Genomic DNA, 20,186 nt, shown 5'->3' on the forward strand with positions numbered 1-20,186 from the left:
CGGGTACGAGGAGGCGACCGCCGTGCGCCCGTACCCGGGGCCGGCGGACTCAGCGGGCCAGCAGGTCCCGGATCGCTCCAGTGATCTCGTCGGGCGCCTCCTCGGCCATGAAGTGTCCCGCTCGGGTCAGCCGGTGGGTCAGGTCCGGCGCCCATGCCCTCCACACCCCGGCCGCGTCGTAGCCGAGCCGCGCGCCCCAGTCCTGCTGGACGACCGTCACCGGCATGGCCAGTTGGGATCCCGCGTCCAGATCCGCCTGGTCGTGGGTGACGTCGATGCCCGCGGAAGCCCGGTAGTCAGCGACGATCGAGGGCACCGCCGCGGCGCTCGCCCGCAGGTACGCGGCGCGTACCTCCTGCGGGAGGGCGGCCGGGTCGGCGGCCCAGGCGTCGAGGAACGAGCCGAAGAACGCGTCCGCGCTGTGGCCGATCATCTCTTCCGGCAGGCCGGGCGGCTGCGCCATGAGGTAGAGGTGGTAGCCGACCGCCGCGGAGACCCCGTGCAGGACGTTCCACATGTCGAGCGTCGGCACCACGTCGAGGATGCCGAGGTGCGTGACGGTCTCGGGGTGGTCCAGGCCCGCGCGGAAGGCGACCAAGGCGCCGCGGTCGTGGCCGACGAGGGCGAAGCGCTCGTGGCCGAGCGCGGCCGCCAGGGCCACGACGTCGGCGGCCATGGCGCGCTTGGCGTACACGTCGGGAGTGGCGGCAGGCGGCTTGTCGCTCGCGCCGTAGCCGCGCAGGTCGGGGCAGATCACCGTGTGGTCATCGGCGAGCCGGGCGGCGACGTGCCGCCACATGAGGTGGGTCTGGGGGAAACCGTGCAGCAGTACGACGGGGCTGCCGCTGCCGCCGACCGAGGCGGCCAGCTCCACACCGTCCGTGCCGGGCAGGCGGACGAGGTCGAATCCGGTGATGGCGAACGTCATGAAGGGGCTCTTCTCTCTGATCGGGGTTCGGGGGCCGGGGGGGGCCGCGGACTGACGGGATCAGCGTGGACGCCACCGATCAGCAGCCGATCAGCACGGTGCGGCACGGCGGACGCGCGGCCCGCAGGATGGGGGCATGCGAATCGATGTGCTCGGTGCCGTGCGGGCGGTACGTGACGACGGCGGCCCCGTCGAGCTGGGCGGCCCCCGCCACCGCGAGGTACTGGGCCGGCTCGTCGCCGCCGAGGGACGGGTCGTCACCACCGACACCCTGGTCGCGGATCTGTGGGCCGAGCCGCCGGTCCGCGCCGTCGGGGCACTGCGTACGTTCGTCGCCGCGCTGCGCCGGGCCGTGGAGCCCGACCGGCCGCCCCGTACCGCGCCACGCGTCCTCGTCACGGAAGGCTCCGGCTACGCGCTGCGGCTGCCCCGCACGGCGGTGGACGCCCACCGGTTCCAGGACACCCTGGCCCGCGCCCGCCGCGACCCCGGTGCGGTGGGCGACCTGGGCGCGGCGCTCGCGGACTGGCGCGGGCCCGCGTACGCCGACGTGCCCGAGGCCGCGTGGGCGCAGCGCGAGCGGACCCGGCTGACGGAGCTGCGGCTGGAGGGGGTGGAGTTGCACGCCCGCCACCTGCTCGACCGCGGCGAGGGCGCCGAGCTCGTCGCCGGTCTGGGGGCCCACGTGGCCGAGCACCCGTGGCGCGAGCCGGCCTGGGCGCTGCTCGCCCGCTCGCTCCACCGTGCGGGGCGCCAGGCCGACGCGCTCGCCACCCTCCGCCGGGCGCGTTCGATGCTGGTGGATCAACTGGGGCTCGACCCGGGTGCCGAGCTCCAGCGCCTGGAGACGGACATCCTCAACCGGTCCGCGGCTCTCGAAGGCCCACCCGGCGCGTGCCCGGTCCCCGGTGCACGGCTCGGCCGGCAGCTCGGCCCGAGGACCACCGTGGACCTGGCCCGCACCCTCGCCCTGGCGGGCGGTGACGCCCTCGTCCACTCGCGGCGCGACCGCCTTCTCGCCGTCGAGGCGGCGGAGCGCACGGGCGATGTCGCCCTGACCGCCCGGATCATCGGGGCCTACGACGTGCCCGCCCTCTGGAGCCGCGCCGACGACCCCGTGCAGTCACGTGCCGTCGTCGCGGCGGCCGAGCGCACGCTCGCCGCACTCGGCGCCGACGGTCCCGCTCACCTGCGTGCCCGGCTGTTGGCCACGGTCGCGGTCGAGGGCCGCAGCGCCGACCTCTCGCGCACCGGTCTTGAGCGGGCGCGACGGGCGGCTCGGGAGGCCGAGGCGCTGGCGCGAGGCCTCGACAGCCCCGCCCTGTTGGCGTTCGCCCTCAACGGCGTCTTCCTCCAGTCGTTCTCGCGCCCCGGGCTCGCACCGGAGCGGGACGCGATCGGCGCAGAGATCCTGGACCTCGCCACCCACCACGATCTGCCGGCCTTCGCCGTCCTCGGGCGACTCGTCCGCCTGCAGTCCGCCTCGGCCCTCGGCGATCTCGCCGCCGCGACGGAACACGAGCGGGCCGCCGAGCAGCTCGCCGTCACCGCCGAGTCGCCCCTCGTACCCGTCCTCACCGCGTGGTTCAGGGCCCGGGCCACCGCCGCCCGCAGCACCGAACCCGCCGGACCCGGTGCCGCCACGGCAGCCGCGCGCTACCGCGCTGCCGACAACGCCCTCGCCCGTGCCGGCATGCCGGGCCTGCACCGCGGCCTTTTCCCGCTGGCCCTGCTGGGTCTCCGACTCCTGCACGACCGCCCCGCGCCCACCGACGCCCACCTCGACTGGGGCCCGTTCCTGCCTTGGGCGCAGCCCCACTTGCTGCTTGCCCACGACCGCGCCGACGACGCCCGCCGTGCCCTGGCAACCGTGCCCGAACCGCCGCACGACCACGTGCAGGAGGCCCTGTGGTGCCTCACCGCCCGCGCCGCCGTACGCCTCGGCAACCCTCAGGTCGCCGCGCGCGCCGCGACAGCCCTGCGCGGCGCCCGTGCCGAGGACGCAGGCGCCGCCAGCGGCATGCTGACCCTGGGCCCGGTGGCGCGGTACCTGGCAGAGGCGGAGGCCTGCGCCGCGGCCGGATGAGCACGGCTCCCCCGCCCGCGTACACGTGCCGTCGCCACCGGTCCTCGGCCTCGACCGAGGTGCGGACCGGCGACGACGGCCGCCGTCGTGGGCGGATCTCCCCGACGACACGGAGGGGCCAACAACCCGACCGGGGTCAGGAGTTGCCCGCACCCGCGGTCTGCGTGACGGGCGGCTGGAACCGCATGGGGGTGATCTGCTTGACGTCGTAGCGGCTGCGCATGCGCTTCACCGCTTCGGGGTCCACCGAGTCGCCGGTCGACCAGATCTCCGCGATCTCCTCGAAATACAGCTCGTGATCGGGTGACGGAGAGCTCTGGAAGAGCATGCGCACCGGCTGATCCGTGGCGTTCCTGAAGGCGTGCGGGGTGTTGGGCGGCACGAACATGCTGCTGCCCGCGCTCGCCCGCACGACCCGGTCACCGTCGACGGACTCCCAGTCGAGCCAGTCGTCCGTACGCTCGGCCGGCTCGAAGGCCAGCAGCTCCAACTCGCCTTCCAGGATGTAGAAGAACTCCTCCGAGTGCTCGTGGAAGTGACCGCCCGTGTCGAACCCGGGCGGCACGACCACCTCGAAGATGGACGCGGAGGAACCCTGCGCCCCCGTGGCCTTGAAGGTCACTTCCTGCGCCTTCGTGACCAGCTTGCGTCCCTCACCCGGCAGACGAATGAGGTCGCTCATGCGATCAACTCCTTGCGTAGACGGTAGTGATCGCAGCCAAGCTACGCCCCTTACCTCAAGGGGGACTCGGGCTGACCTCCAGCTCAGGCCTCCGGCTCAGGCCCCCGGCTCCGCTCGCCCCGCGTCCACGATCCGCAGCAGATACGTGTCCATGATCCAGCCGTGCCGGGCGCGCGCCTCGGCCCTCATCTGCCGGATGCGGCCGGCCACTTCGCGCAGCGGCCCCGCGACCAGCAACTCGTCCGGTGTACCGAGGTAAGCACCCCAGTAGATCCAGACGTCGTCCCCCTCCACGTCGGTGAACGACTCGTGCGCGTCCAGCATGACGACGATGTCTCCGTCGTCGTTCTGCCCCACGTCACCGAGGCGGCGCGCGGGGGTGATGTGCAGCGGGCGGCCCACCTGGTTCAGCGGGATGCGGTGCCGTGCGGCGAGGGTGGAGACACTGCTGATGCCGGGGAAGACCTCGACGGCCATGGAGAAGGCGCCGCGCGCCTCGATGTCGGAGAGGATCCCGAGGGTGCTGTCGTACAGCGAGGGGTCGCCCCACACGAGGAAGGCCCCGGTCTCCTCCGGCTCCATCTCCTCACGCATCACCCGCTCGAAGACGTCGGCGCGCCGGGTCCGCCAGTCCTGTACGGCCGAGGCGTAGTCGGCGCGGTCCATCGGGCGCCGCTCCCGGCTCGGGTCGTCCACCTCCACGACGCGGTACGGGCCCTGCGCGTGCTCCTCGATCATGCGGTGGCGCAGATCCGTCAGGGAGGACTTGTCGGGGCCCTTGCCGATGACGACGAAGACGTCGACGCGCCGCATCGCCTTCACGGCGCCCAGCGTCAGGTGGTCGGGGTCGCCGGCGCCGATACCGATGACGAGGATGGTGCGCTCTTCCGTGCTCATGCCCCGCAGTCTCGCATTGGCCGCCTCCTGCCCGGTGCCCCGCACTCCCCCGCCGACTCCCCGCCGCCTCAGTGCTGGATCAGGCTGCCGGCCTGGACGGGAGCGACGTGTCCTGCCGCCCGGCAGGGTCCACACCTTGGCGCAGTCCGGCTTCACGGCCCCTCGCCCAGGTCTCGGCGCACACGCCTCGATTGCCCAACTTCGGTGTGCCAGGACCGGGTTGTTGGCTAGTGTGGAGCCGTCATCGTCCCTGGCAGGGTGGGTCGGACACGACAGGGGGCTCGCGTTGGATCGCCTGGCCGGAGTGGTGCTGGACGTCGGTCGCTGCGCGGTGGGCGCGTGACCGGCCGACCGGAGTCGCCGGTGCTGCCCCCGTCGCTGCGCGCGCCTCTCGGGCTGATCGCCACGCTCGCCGCACTGGTGGTCGTCGCGATCGGCGTCCTGTACGCCGGCCACAGCGAGCCCGGCAGGGTGGACCGGTGGATCATCCGGCCGACGGCGGACAGTGTGGGCCCGCCGTGGCGGAACGTCGCTCTGGCCACTGACTTCTGGGGAGAGCCCGCCGGAGCGGCCCTGCTGGTCGTGGCCGCCGTGGCGGGGTGCCTGGTACTGCGGCGTCCCCGCGCCGCGGTGCTCGTCGTCGCCGGTGTCGTCATGGCGGTGGGGGCTGCGACGCTCATGAAGCACCTGGTGGGCCGGACCATCCACGGCGACGGGAACCTGTCCTATCCCAGCGGGCACACCGCTTTCCTCACCGCGCTCGCCCTCATGGCGGCCCTGCTCGCGACCGGTCGCCTCGGCCTCGGAAGGGCAACAGGGACGGTGCTCGTACTCGCCGCGGCGCTGGTGGCAGGCGCCGCCATGGGGTGGGCACAGGTCGCCCTCGGCGCGCACTACCCGACCGACGTCCTCGGCGGCTGGTGCACCGCGCTGGCAGTGGTGCCGGCGACCGCACGGCTGGTCGACCGGACGGCCGACCGCCGCACCGGCCGGGCGACCGCCGCCGGCCGTCACGAGCACCACTGACGTCACGTCACCTCAGCCGCTCGCCGCACGTCGTCTCAGGCACTCACCCCGCACGTCGCCTCACGCCGAGCGGCGGAACACCGGCTTCACCGGTCGCCCGTCCATCCATGGCGTGGGGTCGGCGGCGTCCAGCGCCTTCCGGTACACCGCACACGCCTGGGCCACCACGTCGACCGTGCGATCGATGTCGGCGTCGTCGAGCGCACTGCTCACCACGAACGACGGGGCGAGCACCCCGCCCGCGAGGAGCCGGCGCAGGAACAGCGTGCGGTACTCCTGCGAGGGCTGCCCGTACTCGTCGAGGGTGGCGAAGACCAAGTTGCTGGCGCGCCCCCGGACGACGATGTGGTCGCCGACGCCCGAGCCCGCCGCCACCTCGCGGACACCGGACGCCAGCCGCTCGCCGAGGGCGTGCAGCCGCGCGGTGACGCCCTCCTCGGCGTAGGTGGTCTGCACGGCCATCGCGGCGGCCAGGGAGTGGGTTTCCGCGCCGTGCGTGGTCGAGAGCAGGAACACCCGGTCCCCGGAGTGGCGCAGCCCGCCCCGCTCCATCAGGTCGCGGCGCCCGGCCAGCGCGGACACGGCGAACCCGTTGCCCAGCGCCTTGCCGAAGGTCGAGAGGTCGGGGACGACGCCGTACAGGCCCTGGGCGCCCGCCTCCGACCACCGGAAGCCCGTGATCATCTCGTCGAAGATCAGCACGCAGCCGTGCCGGTCGGCCAACTCGCGCAGGGCGGCGAGGTATCCGGGCGCCGGTTCCGTATGGCCCGCGGGTTCGAGGATCAGGCAGGCGATCTCGTCCGGATACCGGGTCAGCAGTTCCTCGGTGGCGGCCAGGTCGCCGTAGGGGAACGCCACGGTGAGCTCGGTGGTCGCCGCCGGAATGCCCGCCGACATCGGTGTGGTGCCGATGAACCAGTCGTCGACGGAGAAGAACGGGTGGTCGCCGCAGAGGGCCACCCGCGGGCGCCCGGTGACGGCGCGGGCCAGGCGTACCGCCGCGGTGGTGGCGTCGGAGCCGTTCTTGGTGAACTTCACCATCTCGGCGGTCGGCACCGTGGCCAGGAAGCGTTCGGCGGCCTCGACCTCGACGATGGAGGGCCGCACGAAGTTGCTGCCCCGGTCGAGTTCCCGCCGCACCGCCTCCAGGACGCGGGGGTGGGCGTGGCCGAGGCTGACCGACCGCAGTCCCGAGCCGTACTCGATGTAGCGGTTCCCGTCGATGTCCCACACGTGGGCGCCGCGGCCGTGGCTGATGACCGGGGCCAGGTTCTCGGGATACTGGTCGTCGCCCTTGGCGTAGGTGTGTGCGCCCCCGGGGACCATCTCGTGCAGTCGCTCGTTCGCAAGGTGCGACCGGGGCAGGCGGAATTCTTCGGTGTCCACGTCCCTCTCACTTCTCTCCGTGCTTCAGGACCTCGTGCCTCAGGACTCGTGCTTGAGGCCCTCGTGCTTCACGACCTGCGCTTCAGGACCTCGGCGAGGGTCGGCGCCTCCCGGTCCCGCCGGGACATCGAGGTGACCGGCAGCGGCCAGGGAACGGCGAGCTCCGGGTCGTCGAAGGCGATCGTCACGTCCTCGGCCGGGTCGTGCGGACGGTCGATCCGGTAGGAGGTGTCGGCCGTCGGGGTCAGCGCCTGGAAGCCGTGCGCGCATCCCGCCGGGATGTACAGGGTCGCCTGCGTCTCGTCGGACAGCTCGAAGAACCCCCGGTTGCGGTACGTCGGCGAGTCGGGCCGCAGGTCCACGACGACGTCGAAGATCCGCCCGTACGAGCAGCGCACCAGCTTGGCCTCGCCCGCGCCCGAGCGCAGGTGCAGGCCGCGCACCACGCCCTGGGCGGAGCGGGACAGGCTGTCCTGGAGGAAGGCGTTCGGGTCGAGGCCCACCGAGCGGGCCACGTCGGCGTCGAAGGTGCGGCAGAAGAAGCCGCGCTCGTCGGCGTACGGCGTCGACTCGAACAGGAACGCCCCGGTGATCGCCGGGACTTGGGTCGCTATCAAGGAGTCTCCCGCAGGGCGTGGGCGTGGATGTGGTCGGTCGCAGGGAACAGGGCGGCGGTCAAGGCGGTGAACTGGTCCTCGAGTTGCCGGGCGACGACCAGGTTCCGCTCGGCGAGGGTCCGCCGCAGCTCCGCCGAACACCGCTCCAGCTCCCGGAACTGTGCGAGCAACCGGTCGGCGTCCACCTCGCGGGCCGGGTGGCAGTACGCGTCGAGACCCATCCGGGCCATCAGCGCCTCGCTCTTCGCCGCGTAGCTGAGGGCGAGTGTCGGCGTACCGGCCTTCAGCGCGCAGACCAGGTTGTGGTATCGGGTCGCGACCACGGCGTCGGCGGCGGCCGTCTCCTTCATGAGGTCGGCGAGCGAGTCCGCCTTGGCCGCGGTGACCAGCGGCGAGTCCACCGCGTCGAGGATCGCGGCGACCACCGGCGCGTCGCACTCGTCACCGGTGAGCAGCCGGACCTGTCTGCCGTCCTCGACGAGCGCGCGGACGAACCGGGTGGTCCCTTCGAGGTAGCGCCGGTGGATCTCCTCGGCGCGGGCGCGGTCGTCGTCGCCGCCGTGGAAGGCCATGACGCCGACGCAGACCGGGCCCGGGGAGGCCGGGGGCGCGCTCGCCGAGGGCGCGGGCAGGGCGAAGGCGAGGTCCGGATAGACCTCGTCGCGCGCGGTGTCCACGCCCATCGCCCGCAGCGCGTCGCGGGACAGGGTGTCCCGGTACGAGCGGTACGTGGCGAGCCGCGCCGAGCGGCGCACCAGGGCCCGGGTCGCCCGGCTCCCGATCGGGGCGGCGCCGACACCGGCCAGCGCGACGCGGGTGCCGAACAGCCGGCCGGACGCGCAGAGCAGGAACAGCGCGTACGGGAAGCCCCACGGCCGCAGCGGCAGTGTGGCCTCCAGAACGCCCATGCCCGGCACGATCACCACGTCGTGCCGGCGCACCCAGGCGGCGGTGCGGAAGACGTCCACGAGTTTGCCGACGCCCTTGCCCGCGACGGCACCCGCACGGGACGCGGTCCGGTACTCGCCGCGGTACCAGTGCAGCCGCGTCGCGGGGATGCCGAACCGGGAGGTGACGGCCTCGGGTCCGCCGCACAGGGCGTCCACGACCGCCTCGGGGTGCTCGGCGCGGAGGTAGCCGAGCACGGCTTCGAGTGATCCGTCGTTGCCGAGGTTGCCGGAGCCGAGCAGGCCGAACACCCCGACGCGCACCGGGGTTTCGTCCGCTGACGTCATGCCCGCTCCCCTTCGCGGCCCGCGACGAGGGCGTCCACGGAGACGGTGAGGCGGTCCGGGTCGACCGGTGCGCGGTCCTCGACGCGCTCGCCGGCGCCCGGCCGGGCGCGGCTGGTCATCCAGGCCGCCAGGTGGCGGTAGCACGCGCCCCGGTCGGCCGCGGACAGCGGCGCCCGCCGGACCGCGGAGACGAAGCCCCAGACGTACTCGGCGAGCAGCCGGGGCGTCGGGTGCAGCACTCCCGCCCTGCGCGGGTCCAGGTTGACGCACCGGGAGCGCTTGGAGGGGTTCGCGCGCTCGGCGCGGGTGGGGTGGTCGCGGCGGAAGTACAGCAACTCCGGCACCTGGTGGAAGGGCCCGTGCAGGGTGATCTCGGCGACGAACGTGCGGTCCGCGTGGTGGTAGCTGTCGTGCGGCTTCACGCGGCGCAGCACGTCGGCCCGCATCACGCCGTAGAAGTCGTCGCCACCGGGCTCGAACAGCAGACTGCGGAAGCGCTCCGGCGCGCGCGGCGAGTCGGTGGCGAGCCCGTAGTCGTAGGGGACCTTCACCTTGCCGTCCTCGTCGATGACCGCCTGGTCGCTGTGGGCGAGGACCACGTCGGGCCGCTCGTCGAGCGCCTCCACGCAGCGCCGCAACAGGTCACGGGCGTACAGGTCGTCGTGCGACGCCCACTTGAAGAGCTCGCCGCGGCACTCGGTGAACACGTAGTTGTGGTTCGGCGCGGCGCCGATGTTCCGGGTCAGCCTGATGTACCGGATGCGCGCGTCCTTCGCGGCGTACGCGCGGCAGATGTCCTGGGTCCCGTCGGTCGAGGCGTTGTCGGAGATGACCAGCTCGAAGTCCTCGTAGGTCTGCCCGAGCAGGGCGTCGAGCGATTCGGCCAGGTACTCCTCGCCGTTGTAGACGGGCAGGCCGATGCTCAGCCGGGGTTGGGCGGTCATGACGTCCTCACTTCGGGAAGGGAATTCCGGTGGCGCTCGCGCAGGGCGGAGCGCAGTTGCAGCCACCACACGGCCGAGCCGCAGACGGTCGCGGCGGCGACGCCCCAGGCCGAGCCGACCGTGCCGGCCACGGCCGCCCCGCCGAGCCCGCCGCCGACGTAACAGGCCGAGGCGAACAGCTGGCAGCGCAGGCTGCGCCGGGCCGCGGCGAGCGCGCGCAGCCCGGCCGCCGCGCCGCTGCCGAGTCCGGCGCCCGCGACGCCGAGCGTGGCCGGCACGATGAGCTCCGAGGCAGCGCCCCAGACACCGCCGAGCACGAACTCGCCCGCCCGGTCCGGCATCAGCAGCAGCGCCGTGCCCCAGAGCAGGGCGGCGGCGGCCTGCCCGCCGCCCAGGAGGAGGCAGAACCTGGCGAGGCGGTGCGGGGAGCCCCGCAGCACTCGGGCCGCCTCCGCGACGGTGACCAGCGAGAGGCCCATCAGGACGGCGAGGAACGGGCCGAGGAGCAGCTCGGCGCCTCGGACCGCGCCCACCGCGCCGACCCCGACGATCGCGCCGAGCCCGTAGGCGCGCAGCTGGCTCGCTCCGCTGAGGCTGACGTTCTCGACGAGGTACCGGTAGCCGAGGTCGCGCTGCTCGCCCAACCACCCGCGGGCCCGGGTGAGCCGGGGCCGGAGACCGGACTGGAAGCAGCCGTAGCCCGCGGCCACCGCGGCGGACGCGCCCCAGGCGAGCACGAAGGCGCCGACGCTGCCCACGCGGGCCGCCACGACCATGGCGGGAATGAGCGCGACGCCCCACACCAGGTCGTTGGTGAACGCCTTGCGCCCGGCGCCCGCCGCGAAGAACGCGAAGCGCCAGGCGTCCTGCAGCAGCAGCGCGGGCAGGGCGATACCGAGGCAGACGAACGCGGGGCCCACCCGGCCGCCGAGACCGAGGCCGACCAGCAGGCACACGGCGCCGAGCACGGTACCGACGCCGAGCGCGGCACCCGACGAGCGGGCCGCGGCCGTGCGCCAGGAGGCCTCGGGCACGCCGCTGAAGCGCACCACGAGGGGGTCGGTGGCCAGGCCCCGGGCGACGTTGAGCACCACGCCGTAGGTCAGCCAGGCCAGGCTGAACACGCCGAACGCGGTGACGCCCAGCGAGCGGGCCACGTAGATCCCCACCGCGAAGTTGGTCATGCTGGAGGCCGCCTGGTCGGCGAGCCCCCAGGAGAGCCGGCCGGCCATGGCCCGCCTGGCCGTCCGCTTCTCCCCCTCGGCGGTCATCTGCGTCATGCCTTGATCAGCCCGGCGCCGTGCAGGGCGTCGGCCGCGCCGGCGACGGTGTGGAACGGCAGCCCGGAGCGCTCGGCGACGTCCAGCAGACTGTGCTCGCCGTCGGAGAGGTTGAGCACCCAGAGCATGGCCATCTGGGCCTGCTTGGTGTCGCTGCGGCCGCCGAGCGCCTCGTACAGCCCACGGCGGCCCAACTGGGGCTCGCCGTAGGGGCTGAGGTTGAGGTACCGGCGGTTGCGGTCGAGCACGGCGAACGCCTCGCGGCAGACCGCGAGGGTGTCCGTCATCGCCTCCGGGGAGACGAAGTCCGGGTTGTCCGCCGAGGTGTGGTACTCGGGGTAGCCGGCGTACGGGGTCCTGCTGAGCGAGCCCACGCCGAGGTCGAACCCGGGCGAGCAGTACTGCCGCTCGTCGTAGCCGTACGGGGTGAACTCGTTGACCTGGTGCGGGCGTTCGGAGGCGGCGAGGACGTGCCGCAGCACCCGGTCGATCTCCGCGTCGCCGCGCCTGCTCTGCTTGTACGTCAGGTGGCCCGAGTCACCGGCGCAGGCCAGCACGAGTCCGTGTTTGACCTGCTCGATGCGCTCCTTGTTGCGGGCGAGCCAGGTGATCGCCCCGATGGTGCCGGGCGCGTAGATGAACCGGTAGGTGTAGTACGGCGTCACCTCCGCGAGTGCCCGGGCCAGGAACGTCGCCACCGCGATGCCCGCCAGGTTGTCGTTGGCCAGCGACGGGTGGCAGACATGGCAGGAGACGATCACCTCGTCGGGGACCTGCCCGGGGACCACGTGCTCGGCGTAGGTGAGGTGGCCGTCGGCGAGGGTCGAGTCGATGCGCACCTCGTAGTCGCCGTCCGGCAGCGCGTCCAGGGTCTCCTGGGCCAGGCAGAATCCCCATTCCGGCTTGTAGTAGCTGGTGCGGTACGGCACCCAGCCCGGGTGGTCCGGCAGGGTGTGCAGGTGGCCGCGCAGCTCGGCAAGCGGCACGGTCGCCGACACCGGGACGCTGTAGCCGAGCACGTGCAGGCTGGACGCGGCGAAGTCGACGACCCGCTTGCCGGTGGCGTCGGCGACGTACGCGTCCCGGATGTTCCACTCCTGCGGCACCGTCCAGTCGAGCACCTGCGTGCCGGTCGCCACCTCGTGCACCTGGAGCGGGACGTACTCGTCGACGATCTCCAGGGTGGCGCGCACGCCGTCGCCCGTGATGCTCCGGCAGAGCGGGTACAGCCGCTCCACCAGCGCGTGCATCTCCTCGCCGACTGCGGTCATCCGCGCCACCGAAGGGTGTCGTCGACGGCGCCGGCCTCGGACGCCGCGCGCAGCACGGCGAGGCGAGTGAAGCGCTGCTCGAAGCCCTCGCGGGTCAGCCCGTGCTCGCGGTAGGCGTCGGCGAGTTCGACCGCGCCCCGCTTGACGGTCCACTCGCAGTCGAAGCCCTCCACCGCGGCGCGGAACCGTGCGAAGTCCACCCGGTAGGACCGCGGATCGGCACCGGTCTCCCCGGTGATCACCACCTTCGAGCCGGGCACCGCGTCGGCGACCTGTTCGGCGATCTCGGCGACCGTGACGTTGTTGGTCTCGCTGCCGATGTTGAACGCCCGGTCGTGCACCGCTTCCCTCGGCGCGGTCAGCGCGGCGGTGAAGGCCCGTGCGATGTCGGCGGCGTGCACCAGCGGGCGCCAGGGCGTGCCGTCGGACATCACGAGCACCTCGCCGGACAGCAGCGCGTGGCCCACCAGGTTGTTCAGCACGATGTCGGCGCGCAGCCGGGGCGAGTAGCCGAAGGCGGTGGCGTTGCGCATGAACACCGGGCTGAAGTCGCCGTCGGCGAGCGCGTGCAGGTCGTCCTCCACCCGCACCTTGGACTCCGCGTACGGCGTCACGGGGCGCAGCGGGGCGTCCTCGCCGACCAGGTCGCCCCCGCCGGCGGCGCCGTAGACGGAGCAGGTCGACGCGTACAGGAAGCGCCGCACCCCGGCCTCGCGGGCCAGTCGGGCCAGGCGCACGGACGCGTGGTGGTTGATGTCGTACGTGAGCTCGGGCGCCAGCGAACCCAGCGGGTCGTTGGAGAGCGCGGCGAGGTGGATCACGGCGTCCACCCCGGTCACGTGCTCGGCCGTGACGTCGCGCAGGTCCACCCGGTGCCCCGACGGGTCCGCGGGCGGCGGGCCGAGCACGCAGTCGGCGAACAGGCCGGCGTCAAGGCCGACGACCTCGTGCCCGGCGGCAGCGAGGACCGGGGCCATCACGGTGCCCAGGTAGCCCTGATGTCCGGTCAGCAGTACGCGCAAGGTTCATTCCCCCAGATCGAAAGTGCCGAGATTGAGCGTGAGTTTGGTGACGGCGAAGGCCTCGGCGTAGCGCGCGTGGCATTCGATGCCGCGGATGCGTGCGAGGCCGAGGAAGGCCTCCCGGTCGTACCAGGGACGGTGCCGCTGCGAGGGGTAGTGCTCCTGCAGCAGCCGCACCTTCTGTTCGGCGGTCTCCGGCGACAGCGGCTGGTACGCCGAGGGACGGCCGAGGTCGCCGTCCCACTTGACGATCTCGTAGCCGAGCACCAGGTGGTCGCGGAACGCGGTGGGCAGGAGCTGCGCCAGGCCGCGGTGGTCCTGGTGCGCGTCGTCGGTGCGCGGCGCGATGACCAGGTCCGGGTCGGTCCGCATGCGCAGCTCCTCGACCGCGGCCTTGGCCTCCTCCCAGTGCGCGGGCATCCGGCCGTCCGGCAGCTTGAGCACGGTCAGCCGCAGGTCGGCGCCGGGGCAGAAGGCGGCGAGCGCGGCCTGCTCCTCCTGCTCCCGTTCGCTGCCGCCGCCGGAGAGCACCAGCGCGTCGACGCGGAGGCCCGGGCGCGCCCGGCACATCGTCAGGAGCGTGCCGCCCGCGCCGATGGCGATGTCGTCGCAGTGCGCGCCCACCGCGACGATCCGTTCCAGGGGTCCTGTCCCGAGCCGGATCACGCGCGCGCTCCGGCGGTGTCCCGTTCCCACACGGCCCACGGGCGCTCGCCTCGGGCGTAGGCGGCGTCCAGCGCGGCCCGCTCCTTCACGGTGTCGGTCGGCTTCCAGAAGCCGCGGTGCTGGTGCGCCACGAGGCGGCCCCGCTTGGCGAGTTGGCCGCAGCCGTCGGCGACCAGGTCCCCGTTCTCGGGGATGTGGTCGAAGACTTCCTGGCGGAGCACGAAGTAGCCGCCGTTCTCCCACAGCGGCATGTCGCTGACCGCGGTGATGCCGCCGACCAGGCCGTCCTCGCCCAGCTCCACGCAGTGGAAGGAGGACTGCGGCGGCACGACCATCATCGACGCACCGGCGTCACGTGCGGCGAACCGGTCGATCATCTCCGGCAGCGGGGCGTCGGTGAGCACGTCGGCGTAGTTGGCGAGGAACATCTCGTCGCCGTCCAGGTGCTGTCGCACCCGGCGCAGCCGCTCCCCGATCGGCGACTCGATGCCGGTCTGCGCGAACGTGATCGTCCAGTCGGATATGTCGGTCGAAAGGAGCTCGGTCCGCCCGCCCCGCAGGACGAAGTCGTTGGACGTCGTCTCCTCGTAGTTGAGGAAGAAGTTCTTGATGTGGTGGGCGCCGTACCCGAGGCACAGGATGAACTCCGTGTGCCCGTAGTGCGCGTAGTAGCGCATGACGTGCCAGATCAGCGGCCGGGGGCCGACCATCGCCATCGGCTTGGGCACGTCGTCGGAGGCTCCGCTGCGCATCCGCATCCCGTAGCCGCCGCAGAACAGAACGACCTTCATGAGGTGACCTCGACAATACTCAGTTCCGGGATGGGGAAGACGAGCCGGCCGCCCCACTCGTGCACGAAGGACAGCTGCTCGACGAGCTCGGCCCGCAGGTTCCACGGGAGGACGAGGACGTAGTCCGGCCGGTCGGCCGCGATCTGCTCCGGCGCCAGGATCGGGATACGGGTGCCGGGGGTGAACCTGCCGTGCTTGTAGGGGTTGCGGTCGACCGTGTACGCGAGCAGGTCGGGCCGGATGCCGCAGTGGTTGAGCAGGGTGTTGCCCTTGCCGGGGGCGCCGTAGCCGACGACCGTCTCGCCGCGCTCGGCCGCCTCGATGAGGAACTTGAGCAGGTCCCTGCGCACCTTGGCCACGCGGGCGGAGAACTCGGTGTACCCGGACAGGTCCTGGAGGCCGGCGGCCTTCTCCCGGTCGAGGACCTCGGCCACGCGCCGGCTCGGCTCGCCCGCCACCTCGGCCGGCCGGGCCCACAGCCGGATGGAGCCGCCGTGCGTGGGCAGCAACTCGACGTCCACGAGGGCGAGTCCGCCGCTCGCGAGGGCTCGGATCGCGGATGCGACCGTGTAGTACTGGAAGTGCTCGTGGTAGATCGTGTCGTACTGGTTCTCCTCGATCAGGGTCAGCAGGTGCTGCACCTCGATGGAGACCCAGCCGTCGTCGGCGACCAGCGCGCGCAGCCCCTGCGTGAACCCGACCACGTCGGGGATGTGCGCGTACACGTTGTTGGCCACGACCAGGTTCGCCGGGCCGTGCTCGGCGCGGACGGCCGAGCCGGTGTCCGGGGAGAGGAACTCGGTGACCGTGGGCACGCCCGCGTCCCGTGCGGCCGCACCGACGTTCACCGACGGCTCGATGCCCAGGCAGCGGATTCCCCGGTCCACCACGTGCTTCAGCAGGTACCCGTCGTTGCTCGCGACCTCGACCACGAACGCGTCGGGGCCGAGTCCCACCCGTTGTGCCGCGTCGGCGACGAACGTGCGCGCGTGCTCCACCCAGGAGGTCGAGAAGGAGGAGAAGTACGCGTACTCCGTGAACGTCTCCTCCGGCTTGATCAGCGGCGGTATCTGCGCGAGCCAGCACTCGGTGCAGACCCGCAGGTGCAGCGGGTACGCGGGCTCGGGCAGGTCCAGTTGGTCCGCGGCGAGGAAGCTCTCGCACGGCGGTGTCGCCCCCAGATCGACGACGCTCCCCAGCGCCGCCGAGCCGCAGAGTCGGCATCGTGTCATCTAGTTCCCCCCATATCTGCTCGCGCGTGTCCCCCACCGCGAGCCAGTGCTTCCTTTTGCTGCCGGCGGCGGGCTGTCCCCGCCGCCGGACCGACCCGCGATCGCGGTGCGGTAGCCATCCACCAGACGCTCGAGCCCGACGGCCGGGCTGAACCCCTGTTCGTATCGGCGCCGGGCCGCCCGTCCCATCTCCCGGTTGAGGGCCTGCTCGGACGTGATCCGGCGCAGACAGGACGCCAGCGAGGCGGCCTCGCCCGGCTCGTGAAGCAGCCCGGTCACCCCCTCGTCGACGAGTTCGACGAAGGCGCCGTGAGCGGCGGCGACGGTCGGCACCCCGGCCGCCATCGCCTCCACGACCACGAGGCCGAACGCCTCGAGCCACGTCGAGGGCGCCACCACGGCGACCGAGCGTGCGATGGCCTCCTGGCACTGGGCCGTGTCGCACAGGCCGATGGAGCGCACGTCGTCACGGCCCGCCGCCCAGGCGGTCACCTCTTGCTCCAGCGGCCCCGTGCCGGCGATGACGAGCGGCACGCCCACACCGCCGCCCGCCGCGAGCTCGTCCCACGCGGCCATGAGCAGCCGCACGCCCTTGGCCTCCGCGAGGCGGCCGAGATAGAGCAGGTGCTCGCCATCGCCGGACCGGCGGGCCGGTGGGTCGGGCACGAAGTTGTGCTTCACCGCGAGCCGTTCGGCCGGCATCCCGGCTCGCACCAGGACGTCGCGCTGCGCCGCGGAGATGCAGAAGAACCGCTCCACGCCGGTCCACCAGCGGCGCCGGTTGGCCGACAGACTCACCGCGAGCGGCACCGTCGCCAGGCGGGAGTTCCGGTAGCAGCCGTGCCGCACGGCGGGCAGGGGCGTCGAGCCGACGCACTCGGTGCACGGCTTGCCGTCCCGCTGCAGGGTGCCTGGCGGGCAGATCTGCGTGTAGTTGTGCAGCGTGGCGACGGCGGGCACGCCCGCGTCCGCGCAGGCGGCGAGCACCGAGGGCGACAGGAGCGGGAAGACGTTGTGGACGTGCACCACGTCCGGCCGCTCGGTGCGGAGCCGGCCGGCGAGCTCCTTGCGGACCGCCGCGTTCCACGGCACCCGCAGCGGCACCGCGACCTTGCCCGGCAGGGACAGGGCGCCGATGTCGTCGCTGCGCCGCTCGAACAGCTCGACCCGGTGTCCTGCCGCGCGCAGCAGGGCCACCTCCTGGTCGACGACCTTGTTCTCGCCGCTCGGCTGGGCCGAGGCGTAGCGGTTGTGCACCACGAGGACGTGCATGCTCAGATCACTTCCGATCTCCGCGCCCAGCGCGGGACACGTCGTCGGGAGGCCGGGGGCGCCGGCAGCTGCGCCGCCGCGGCGGGTGCCGCCAGGAGCGAGGCGGCCACGGCCAGATGCAGCAGGTACGGCGAGGCGTCGCCCAGACCTGCCTCGGTGTACGACGCGATCGCGCAGTAGCTGATCAGGAAGATCGCGCAGGCCCGCTGCAGCGACGGCGGCCGCAGCAGCGCGACGCCGCCGAGCACCACGATGATCGCCGCCACGATCGCGGTGCCGGTCAGACCCTGCTCGTGGTAGACGGCGAGCCAGCTGTTGTCGATGGGCAGCCCGCCGAACGACTTGTCGCCCAGGCCCATGCCGAACAGTTGCTCCGTGGTCGAGCGGGGCGCCGCGAGGAGGGCGTCCCAGACCTTGGCCCGGCCGGTGAGGTTGGAGAAGTTCTCCTCGGTCTGCCCGCGCAGGAACCACGCCTGCAGCGCGGCACTGAACGCCACGGCGCCGACGACGGCGATCAGCACCGCCCAGGCGAAGAACCGCCGGGCGGCGGCGCTGGTCAGGACCAGCGAGCCGATCGCCAGCGCCAGGCCGATGAGCAGACCGAGCGTGGCCGTGCGGGTGTGGGTCAGGGCGAGCAGGACGAAGGACGGCACGATGACGACCGTCGCGCTGCGCCGGTCGGTCCTGCGGCCCAGGAGGAGCAGCACGGTGAGCCCGATGATCACTGCGGCGTACTGGCCGATCTGCGGCGGGGTGAGCGGCCACAGTGCGCCGACCAGGCGTCCGCCGTAGAGCTCGGGCATGGCCGCGCCCGGCGCGATGACCAGGCCGGCGGCCACCGACCCGAGGACCACGAAGTACAGCCGGATGTGGTGCCGTACGAACGTCAGGCCACCGTCCCACCAGCGGCTGAGCAGCCACAGTGTGCAGACGAAGAGAGCCAGTCTGCCGCAGCGGAACAGCGCGCCGAGCCCTCCCTCCAGGTCCGCGCTGGAGATGACGCTCGGCACGAGCAGCAGGGTGAGCAGGAACACGAAGGCGCTGGGCCGGATGCGCAGCCGGAGGTTGACCGCGAGGGCCAGCGCGAACGCGCCGACCAGCGCGCCCATGGTCGCCATCTGGATCAGGGAACGGGGCAGCGGAATGATGGTCTTCGCCCCGGCCGAGCCGAGGGTGTTGAGGATCAGCAGCCCCCAGGCCGTTCCGACGATCTTCGAGGTGTGGTCGGGGCGCTCCGTGTGATCCGTGTGAGCTGCGTGATCTGTGTGCGTCGTGCGAGCCGTGTGAGTCGTGTGCTCTGGGCGCATCTCACCCACCGTCCCGTGCGCGGAAGGTGCTGTCCGCGTCCTGCCGGTACGGCGTGGCCTGCCACTGCCCGGAGTCGAGCACCCGGCTCGGGTCGTGGGCCACGAACTTCCACGGTCCGACGTAGACGTTGTCGTGCCAGCGGTTGTGCTGCTCGCGGGTGATCGCCTCGGCCACCTGCTCGCCCTTGTACGGCGACCAGTCGGGATAGGTGCCGTAGTTGGCGAGTACCGCCATGCGGTCACACTTCGACGTGCAGTCGACGACGGACTTGTCCAGGGCGAAGCGGTTGTCGTGGATGTCCACCCGCTGGGTCTTCCACCGGCAGTCGGCGTACAGCGGTGCCTTGGCGATCGCCGGCTTCGCGCAGCGGTCGGTCTTCTTCACCAGCAGCGTGCAGTCGCCGGAGGAGGTGTTGGCCGGGCTGTTGCAGAACCGGTCGGCGTTCTCCCACAGGGTGATCCCCGACCAGTTGTTCTCCAGCACGTTCCGGTAGATCTCGATCTTGTCCGTGCGGGCCTCGACGCGTGGTTCACCACCGGACTCGGACAGGTAGACCGTCGCGAAGGGGAAGTTGTCACCGCGCTCGGCGTACTTGCGGCCCTCGACCCAGTTGTTCTTGCGGATCGTGTTCTTCCTGATGACCGCGTTGTAGCTGGTCTCGTAGATCAGCGCGGCACCGTCGTTGGACTCCAGCACGTTGCCCTCGATGCGGAAGTCGTTGTTGTTGGTGTCCGCCCACAGCCCGGTGCCCCGGTTGTCGTGCACCCAGTTGCCGCGCACGTCCGCGCCGTCGACGGCCCAGAACTTGATGCCGCCGGTACAGCCGCAGCCCTTGCGCTTGCGCTCCCAGTCGCCGGTGTTGTTGCCGACGATCTCGTTGCCCTCGACCACCAGATCGGTGATGCGGCCGTGGGCCTTGTAGGCGTTCATGCCGTACTGGCCGTTGTCGCGCAGGCAGCTGGCGCGAACCTGCTGGCGGGCGCCGGCCATCAGCCCGGCACCGGAATTGTGCTGGATCGTCGCGTGGTCGATCACCCACCCGTCGGCCGAGTCGTGGTTGACCACACCCTCGTCCGGCGGGGCCACGAACCGTTGCACCGTCAGGTGGCGGATGGCGACGTCGTGGGCCGCACCGCCGAACGCGTACTGGTTGGTCTTCCGGCCGTCGAGCACCGCGCCCGGCGCGCCGAGGTAGCGGTTGCCCTTCTTGGGGACGACCTGGGCGTAGCGGTCCGGGTCGAGCCTGTGCTTGCCGGGTGCGAGCCAGAACGTGGTGTTCGACGGGCTGCTCTTGGTCTTCGCCGCCAGGTCACCGACCACCTTGGGGTTGACCTTCACGGCGCCCGCCGGTGCCTTCGCGGGTCCGGCCCCGGGCTTGGCGCACACCCGGGCCACGGACCGGGTGGCTGACGTGGTCGGGGCGGTGGTCGGCTCCGCCGCCGGGGCGCCCGACGTGCTCTCACAGCCGGTCGCCGCCAGCAGGACCAGCGCCAGCGGTGCCGCCGGTATCGCCCAGTGCCGCCACTTGATCCCCACTCGTGCC

The 20,186-nt window shown here is 72.6% G+C and carries 18 protein-coding genes; 2 read left to right on the forward strand and 16 right to left on the reverse strand.

From position 1 onward, the window contains the following. Positions 1-49: 49 nt before the first annotated feature. Positions 50-928 carry an alpha/beta fold hydrolase gene (locus ACZ592_RS23860; RefSeq protein WP_471583641.1) on the reverse strand — a complete coding sequence of 293 codons (879 nt, stop codon included), beginning with the start codon at positions 926-928 and terminating at the stop codon, positions 50-52. A gap of 136 nt (positions 929-1,064) precedes the next feature. Between ACZ592_RS23860 and ACZ592_RS23865 the strand changes: the two genes are divergently transcribed. After that, on the forward strand, positions 1,065-3,014 hold the full coding sequence (locus tag ACZ592_RS23865; RefSeq protein ID WP_471583642.1) for a BTAD domain-containing putative transcriptional regulator: 1,950 nt from the start codon (positions 1,065-1,067) through the stop codon (positions 3,012-3,014). 136 nt (positions 3,015-3,150) lie between these two features. Here the strand turns inward: ACZ592_RS23865 and ACZ592_RS23870 are convergent, their stop codons facing one another. Further along, positions 3,151-3,696 (reverse strand): cupin domain-containing protein, encoded by a 546-nt coding sequence (locus ACZ592_RS23870; protein ID WP_471583643.1) that lies wholly within the window; start codon positions 3,694-3,696, stop codon positions 3,151-3,153. Positions 3,697-3,792: 96 nt separating this feature from the next. Further along, the gene (gene cobF / locus ACZ592_RS23875) at positions 3,793-4,593 is read right to left on the reverse strand and encodes a precorrin-6A synthase (deacetylating) (RefSeq protein ID WP_471583644.1); all 801 of its coding nucleotides are present in this window, start codon (positions 4,591-4,593) and stop codon (positions 3,793-3,795) included. A gap of 339 nt (positions 4,594-4,932) precedes the next feature. Between cobF and ACZ592_RS23880 the strand changes: the two genes are divergently transcribed. After that, a complete protein-coding gene (locus ACZ592_RS23880; protein WP_471583645.1) occupies positions 4,933-5,619 on the forward strand; it encodes a phosphatase PAP2 family protein in 687 nt (228 codons plus the stop codon). 60 nt (positions 5,620-5,679) lie between these two features. On the opposite strand, the gene ACZ592_RS23885 is transcribed toward ACZ592_RS23880, so the two are convergent. From ACZ592_RS23885 to ACZ592_RS23945, 13 genes are all read right to left on the reverse strand, one after another. Next, positions 5,680-7,005 (reverse strand): glutamate-1-semialdehyde 2,1-aminomutase, encoded by a 1,326-nt coding sequence (locus tag ACZ592_RS23885; RefSeq protein ID WP_471583646.1) that lies wholly within the window; start codon positions 7,003-7,005, stop codon positions 5,680-5,682. A gap of 68 nt (positions 7,006-7,073) precedes the next feature. Further along, on the reverse strand, positions 7,074-7,622 hold the full coding sequence (locus ACZ592_RS23890; protein ID WP_471583647.1) for a dTDP-4-dehydrorhamnose 3,5-epimerase family protein: 549 nt from the start codon (positions 7,620-7,622) through the stop codon (positions 7,074-7,076). Then, positions 7,619-8,857 carry a polysaccharide pyruvyl transferase family protein gene (locus ACZ592_RS23895; protein ID WP_471583648.1) on the reverse strand — a complete coding sequence of 413 codons (1,239 nt, stop codon included), beginning with the start codon at positions 8,855-8,857 and terminating at the stop codon, positions 7,619-7,621. Before ACZ592_RS23895 ends, ACZ592_RS23890 begins: the two co-directional genes overlap by 4 nt. Further along, positions 8,854-9,801: a glycosyltransferase family 2 protein gene (locus ACZ592_RS23900; protein WP_471583649.1), complete on the reverse strand. Its 948-nt coding sequence runs from the start codon at positions 9,799-9,801 to the stop codon at positions 8,854-8,856. Before ACZ592_RS23900 ends, ACZ592_RS23895 begins: the two co-directional genes overlap by 4 nt. Beyond that, on the reverse strand, positions 9,798-11,072 hold the full coding sequence (locus ACZ592_RS23905; protein WP_471583975.1) for a hypothetical protein: 1,275 nt from the start codon (positions 11,070-11,072) through the stop codon (positions 9,798-9,800). The genes ACZ592_RS23900 and ACZ592_RS23905 overlap by 4 nt, the downstream gene beginning before the upstream one ends. 5 nt (positions 11,073-11,077) lie before the next feature. Then, complete coding sequence (locus tag ACZ592_RS23910) at positions 11,078-12,352, reverse strand: DUF4910 domain-containing protein (protein WP_471583650.1); 1,275 nt, start codon at positions 12,350-12,352, stop codon at positions 11,078-11,080. Continuing rightward, positions 12,349-13,374: an NAD-dependent epimerase/dehydratase family protein gene (locus ACZ592_RS23915; protein WP_471583651.1), complete on the reverse strand. Its 1,026-nt coding sequence runs from the start codon at positions 13,372-13,374 to the stop codon at positions 12,349-12,351. Before ACZ592_RS23915 ends, ACZ592_RS23910 begins: the two co-directional genes overlap by 4 nt. Positions 13,375-13,377: 3 nt before the next feature. Further along, a complete protein-coding gene (locus ACZ592_RS23920; protein ID WP_471583652.1) occupies positions 13,378-14,040 on the reverse strand; it encodes a PIG-L deacetylase family protein in 663 nt (220 codons plus the stop codon). Continuing rightward, positions 14,037-14,831: a sugar phosphate nucleotidyltransferase gene (locus ACZ592_RS23925; protein WP_471583653.1), complete on the reverse strand. Its 795-nt coding sequence runs from the start codon at positions 14,829-14,831 to the stop codon at positions 14,037-14,039. Before ACZ592_RS23925 ends, ACZ592_RS23920 begins: the two co-directional genes overlap by 4 nt. Beyond that, positions 14,828-16,063 (reverse strand): class I SAM-dependent methyltransferase, encoded by a 1,236-nt coding sequence (locus ACZ592_RS23930; protein WP_471583654.1) that lies wholly within the window; start codon positions 16,061-16,063, stop codon positions 14,828-14,830. The genes ACZ592_RS23925 and ACZ592_RS23930 overlap by 4 nt, the downstream gene beginning before the upstream one ends. Then, positions 16,064-17,335, reverse strand: coding sequence for a glycosyltransferase family 4 protein (locus ACZ592_RS23935; RefSeq protein ID WP_471583655.1), 1,272 nt, complete (start codon positions 17,333-17,335; stop codon positions 16,064-16,066). A gap of 2 nt (positions 17,336-17,337) precedes the next feature. Next, positions 17,338-18,642: an O-antigen ligase domain-containing protein gene (locus tag ACZ592_RS23940; RefSeq protein ID WP_471583656.1), complete on the reverse strand. Its 1,305-nt coding sequence runs from the start codon at positions 18,640-18,642 to the stop codon at positions 17,338-17,340. Position 18,643: 1 nt separating this feature from the next. Then, positions 18,644-20,179, reverse strand: coding sequence for a right-handed parallel beta-helix repeat-containing protein (locus ACZ592_RS23945; RefSeq protein ID WP_471583657.1), 1,536 nt, complete (start codon positions 20,177-20,179; stop codon positions 18,644-18,646). Positions 20,180-20,186: the final 7 nt, after the last annotated feature.

This window comes from Streptomyces sp. NPDC040622 (genome assembly GCF_055593965.1).

Excerpts from the sequence above, each read along its gene's own strand:
- ACZ592_RS23860 (WP_471583641.1), bottom strand. The coding sequence starts at position 928 with ATGACGTTCGCCATCACCGGATTCGACCTCGTCCGCCTGCCCGGCACG.
- ACZ592_RS23865 (WP_471583642.1), top strand. The coding sequence starts at position 1,065 with ATGCGAATCGATGTGCTCGGTGCCGTGCGGGCGGTACGTGACGACGGC.
- ACZ592_RS23870 (WP_471583643.1), bottom strand. The coding sequence starts at position 3,696 with ATGAGCGACCTCATTCGTCTGCCGGGTGAGGGACGCAAGCTGGTCACG.
- cobF (WP_471583644.1), bottom strand. The coding sequence starts at position 4,593 with ATGAGCACGGAAGAGCGCACCATCCTCGTCATCGGTATCGGCGCCGGC.
- ACZ592_RS23895 (WP_471583648.1), bottom strand. The coding sequence starts at position 8,857 with ATGACGTCAGCGGACGAAACCCCGGTGCGCGTCGGGGTGTTCGGCCTG.
- ACZ592_RS23900 (WP_471583649.1), bottom strand. The coding sequence starts at position 9,801 with ATGACCGCCCAACCCCGGCTGAGCATCGGCCTGCCCGTCTACAACGGC.
- ACZ592_RS23905 (WP_471583975.1), bottom strand. The coding sequence starts at position 11,072 with ATGACCGCCGAGGGGGAGAAGCGGACGGCCAGGCGGGCCATGGCCGGC.
- ACZ592_RS23910 (WP_471583650.1), bottom strand. The coding sequence starts at position 12,352 with ATGACCGCAGTCGGCGAGGAGATGCACGCGCTGGTGGAGCGGCTGTAC.
- ACZ592_RS23925 (WP_471583653.1), bottom strand. The coding sequence starts at position 14,831 with ATGAAGGTCGTTCTGTTCTGCGGCGGCTACGGGATGCGGATGCGCAGC.
- ACZ592_RS23930 (WP_471583654.1), bottom strand. The coding sequence starts at position 16,063 with ATGACACGATGCCGACTCTGCGGCTCGGCGGCGCTGGGGAGCGTCGTC.
- ACZ592_RS23935 (WP_471583655.1), bottom strand. The coding sequence starts at position 17,335 with ATGCACGTCCTCGTGGTGCACAACCGCTACGCCTCGGCCCAGCCGAGC.
- ACZ592_RS23940 (WP_471583656.1), bottom strand. The coding sequence starts at position 18,642 with ATGCGCCCAGAGCACACGACTCACACGGCTCGCACGACGCACACAGAT.